Here is a 4,596-nt window from a genome sequence, read left to right as displayed (position 1 = left end):
CGGGCCGGCTCGCGAGCTGGCCGTGTTCGGCCTCGAGGTGGCCCCCGACGGATCGCTCTCGATGGGCTCGGGTGCGCTCGGTTCGGCGCCCCTGGGATCGCTCGGGGGCTGATCGGCTGACCTGGGCCGGGATCGCGTTTACGGTGAGTGCACAACATCACGGGGGGCCGCTCCGGGATGCGTGACTCGCGAGGGAGAAGGCGATGGCAACCGGCGACCGTGATCGACCGAGGGGCCGGAGGATGGTCATGGCCCCGCACCTGAGCGGCCTGGACCCGGACCCGGCCCGCGGCGCGGAGATCGAGCAGAAATCGCCCGGTGAGCGCGACGGCGCCGTGCCCCGCGGCGAGTTCGTCCGCAGTGTGATCGGAACCGTCGCCGGGGTCGCGGCGGCGGTACTGGTCTACCTGGTCATGCCGGGGGATCTGGAGCACAACGCGCGACTGACCGCGGCGGTGGCCGTGCTGCTGGGGATCTGGTGGATGACCGAGTGCATCCCCATCCCCGCCACCGCGCTGGTGCCGCTCATCGCGTTCCCGGTGCTGGGTCAGGACATCTCGGTCGACGACGTCGGCGCCCAGTACGGGAACAACATCATCTTCCTGTTCATGGGTGGGTTCCTCATCGCGATCGCCATGCAGAGGTGGAACCTGCACCGACGGATCGCCCTGCTGACCGTCCGGGCTATGGGTACACGCTCGACGCGGGTCATCGCCGGGTTCATGATAGCGACCGGCTTCCTGAGCATGTGGGTGTCCAACACCGCCACGGCCGTGATGATGCTGCCGATCGGAGTCTCCGTCCTCATGCTCGCCTCCGAGTTGGGCGGGAGCGGGTCCGGAGGACAGGAGGACGACTCCGAGGGGTCGATGCCCCGGATGGACTCCTCGTCCGACCCGACGTCCGACGAGGTCAAGGAGGCCGTCATCCGGTCGAACTTCGGGACCGCGCTCATGTTGGGCATCGCCTACGCCGCGTCGATCGGATCGCTGGCGACGATCATCGGCACCCCGCCCAACACCCTGCTCGCCGGTTACCTCGAGAGCGAGCACGGCATCATCCTGGGCTTCGGCCGGTGGATGATGGTGGGTCTGCCTCTGTCGATCGTGATGCTCGTGATCGCCTGGTTCCTGCTCACCAAGGTGCTGTTCAAGCCGGAGGTGGAGCGGATCCCGGGTGGGCGGCAGCTGTTCGACGACGAGCTGCGCAGCCTCGGCCCCATATCGTCGGGCGAGAAGCGCGTCCTGGCCGTGTTCGTCGCGGCCGCGGTCGCGTGGGTGGCGGTGCCGCTGGTGTGGGAGGACGCGCCCGTCTCCGACGCCGGGATCGCGTTGATCGCCGGACTCGTGCTGTTCCTGCTGCCCGCCGGTACCGCCCGGGGTGTGCGGCTGTTGACGTGGGAGGCCGCACTCGCCCTGCCGTGGGGCGTGCTCCTGCTCTTCGGCGGCGGACTGGCGCTGTCCGCCCAGTTCTCCGGGTCCGGGCTCACCGACTGGATCGGTGAGCAGTCCGCCGCGCTCGGCGGCCTGCCGGTCGTCCTGCTCGTCGTGGTCGCCGCCGGCGGGGTCCTCATCCTGACCGAGCTGACCAGCAACACCGCCACCGCCGCGACGTTCCTGCCCGTCGCGGGCGGGGTGGCACTGGGTCTCGGGCTCGACCCGATGCTGTTGGCGGTCCCGGTCGCGCTGGCCGCCACCTGCGCGTTCATGTTGCCGGTGGCGACCCCGCCCAACGCCATCGCGTACGGATCCGGGTACGTGACGATCGGTCAGATGATCCGGGGCGGGGTGTGGCTCAACCTCGTGGGGATCGTGCTCATCACCCTCGTCACCATGACCCTGTTGGTGTGGGTGTTCGGACTGACCGCCTGACGGGGGCGCTAGCGTCGGGGACATGAGCGTCGCGCGTATCCCCTCTCTCCGGTCGGCTGTCGAGCCGTTCCACGTCATGAGTGTCCTGGCCGCGGCGGCGCGGCGACAGGAGACCCACGGCGACGTCATCTCGCTGTGTGCCGGGCAGCCCTCGACCCCGGCTCCCGGCCCGGTGCTCGCCGCGGCCCGCCACGCCCTGGACACCGAGATCCTCGGCTACACCGAGGCGCTGGGGATCCGACCGCTCCGGGAGGCGATCGCGGGGTATCACCGGCGGCGGGACGGCGTGGACGTGACGGCCGACGACGTCGTCGTCACGACCGGGTCCTCCGGCGGCTTCACCGTGCTCTTCCTCGCCGCGTTCGATCCCGGGGACACGGTGGTCATGGCGCGCCCCGGGTACCCCGCCTACCGCAACACCCTCCAGGCCCTCGGGTGCCGGGTCCACGAGATCGCCTGCGGCCCCGAGACCCGGTACCAACCCACGGTCGCGCAGCTCGAGGCGGTCACGGCGGAGCTGGGGCGTGCGCCCGCCGGCCTCATCGTCGCCAGCCCCGCGAACCCCACCGGCACGATCATCGACGCGTGCGAACTCGAGGCCCTCGCGCGTTGGTGCGAGGCCCACGGCACGCTGCTCGTCAGTGACGAGATCTACCACGGCGTCACCTACGGCCGGGAGTGTGCGAGCGCGTGGCAGACCAGCCGCGAGGCCGTGGTGATGGGCTCGGTGTCCAAGTACTTCTCCATGACCGGCTGGCGGATCGGCTGGATGCTCCTGCCGGAGTACCTGCGCGACCCCGTGGATCGGCTGATCGGCAACCTCACCATCTGTCCGCCCGCCGACGCCCAGTTCGCCGCCGTCGCCGCATTCACCGAGGCCGCCGCCGCCGAGCTGGACGGTCACGTCGAGCGGTACGCCCGCAACCGTGACCTCGTGCTGAGCCGGCTCGGGCAGCTGGGCGTGGGGGAGATCGCGCCACCCGACGGCGCGTTCTACGCGTACTTCGACGTCTCGGGGTGGACCGACGACTCGGTGGCCTGGTGCGCGGAGGTGCTCGAGCGGACCGGGGTCGCGTTGACGCCGGGCGTCGACTTCGACACCGTCGACGGTGGCCACACCGTCCGGCTGAGCTTCGCCGGCGGCACCGACGATATCGCCGAGGCCATGGATCGGCTCGAGGCCGTGCTCGCCCCGTAGGTTCCGGCCCCGCGGGCGCCCGCGGGGCGCTACCGTCGGCGCATGGGTTCCGCCGAGATCATCACCGCCATCGTCTACATCACCCGGCCGTGGCTGCTCGCGCAGGCGCCGCTCACGGTGGAGCAGGTCTACCTCAACGCCCGTGAGATCCTCGCCGGGTCCACCGGCGGCTCGATGATCTCCTGACCGGGCTGCGATACTGGGGGGCGTGACCGCCCAGAACGCCTCGCCCGCCCGGGCCGCCAAGCCCCGGATCTCCAACGTCCTCGCCTCGCGCTACGCGAGCGCCGACCTGGCCACTCTGTGGTCCGCCGAGCACAAGATCGTGCTCGAGCGACAGCTGTGGATCGCGGTCCTGCGTGCCCAGAGTGATCTGGGCATCGACGTCCCCGACGGCGTGATCGAGGCCTACGAGGCGGTGATCGACCGCGTCGACCTCGGGTCGATCGCCGAGCGCGAGCGCGTCACCCGTCACGACGTCAAGGCCCGCATCGAGGAGTTCAACGCTCTCGCCGGGCACGAGCACATCCACAAGGGCATGACGAGCCGGGACCTCACCGAGAACGTCGAGCAGCTCCAGGTGGTCCGCTCCCTCGAGTTGGTCCGGGACCGCGGGGTGGCGGCGGCCCGTCGGTTGGCCGAGCGCGCGGTGGCGCAGCGCGACACCGTGATGGCCGGGCGCAGCCACAACGTCGCCGCGCAGGCCACCACCCTGGGCAAGCGTTTTGCCTCCGCGGCAGACGAACTACTGGTCGCGCTCGAGCGCGTCGAGTCGCTGCTCCAGCGGTACCCGCTGCGAGGCATCAAGGGCCCGATGGGCACGGCGCAGGACATGCTCGATCTGCTCGGCGGCGACGCGCACAAGATGGTCGAGCTCGAGGGCCGGATCGCGGAGCACCTCGGTTTTGCGCGCACCTTCGACTCGGTCGGCCAGGTCTACCCGCGGTCGTTGGACCACGAGGTCGTCTCCGCCCTGGTCCAGCTGGGGGCCGGCCCGTCCTCGCTCGCTCACACGATCCGGCTCATGGCAGGGCACGAGCTGGTCACCGAGGGCTTCCAGCCCGGGCAGGTCGGGTCGTCCGCGATGCCGCACAAGATGAACACCCGCTCCTGCGAACGCGTGAACGGTCTGCAGGTTGTGCTGCGCGGCTACGGATCGATGGCCGCCGAGCTGGCCGGCGCACAGTGGAACGAGGGCGACGTCTTCTGCTCCGTGGTGCGCCGCGTCGCACTGCCGGACGCGTTCTTCGCGCTGGACGGCATGTTCGAGACGTTCCTGACGGTGCTCGACGAGTTCGGCGCCTACCCGGCGGTGATCGACAAGGAACTCCAGCGCTACCTGCCGTTTCTCGCCACCACCAAGGTCCTCATGGCCGCGGTGCGCGCCGGCGTCGGCCGCGAGGTCGCCCACGAGGCCATCAAGGAGAACGCGGTCGCCGTCGCACTGGCCATGCGCGAGGAGGGCCGCGAGCCCGACCTGCTGGACCGGCTGGCGGCGGACGACCGTTTGCCGCTGGACCGTGCAGC

General features: G+C 70.8%; 4 protein-coding genes. All 4 read left to right on the top strand.

Annotated elements, in window-relative coordinates:
- Positions 1 to 248: 248 nt before the first annotated feature.
- The gene (locus G6027_RS13185; RefSeq protein WP_241727105.1) at positions 249 to 1,871 is read left to right on the top strand and encodes a DASS family sodium-coupled anion symporter; all 1,623 of its coding nucleotides are present in this window, start codon (positions 249 to 251) and stop codon (positions 1,869 to 1,871) included.
- A 22-nt stretch (positions 1,872 to 1,893) separates the two neighbouring features.
- Complete coding sequence (locus tag G6027_RS13180) at positions 1,894 to 3,069, top strand: aminotransferase class I/II-fold pyridoxal phosphate-dependent enzyme (RefSeq protein ID WP_182637569.1); 1,176 nt, start codon at positions 1,894 to 1,896, stop codon at positions 3,067 to 3,069.
- 42 nt (positions 3,070 to 3,111) lie between these two features.
- A complete protein-coding gene (locus G6027_RS13175; RefSeq protein WP_182637568.1) occupies positions 3,112 to 3,255 on the top strand; it encodes a hypothetical protein in 144 nt (47 codons plus the stop codon).
- A 22-nt stretch (positions 3,256 to 3,277) separates the two neighbouring features.
- A partial coding sequence (gene purB, locus G6027_RS13170; RefSeq protein ID WP_182637567.1) for an adenylosuccinate lyase occupies positions 3,278 to 4,596 on the top strand: 1,319 nt, incomplete at its 3' end.

The organism is Dietzia sp. SLG310A2-38A2, assembly GCF_014145095.1.
Classification (GTDB): domain Bacteria; phylum Actinomycetota; class Actinomycetes; order Mycobacteriales; family Mycobacteriaceae; genus Dietzia.
This window is presented reverse-complemented; position numbering and strand designations above follow the sequence as displayed.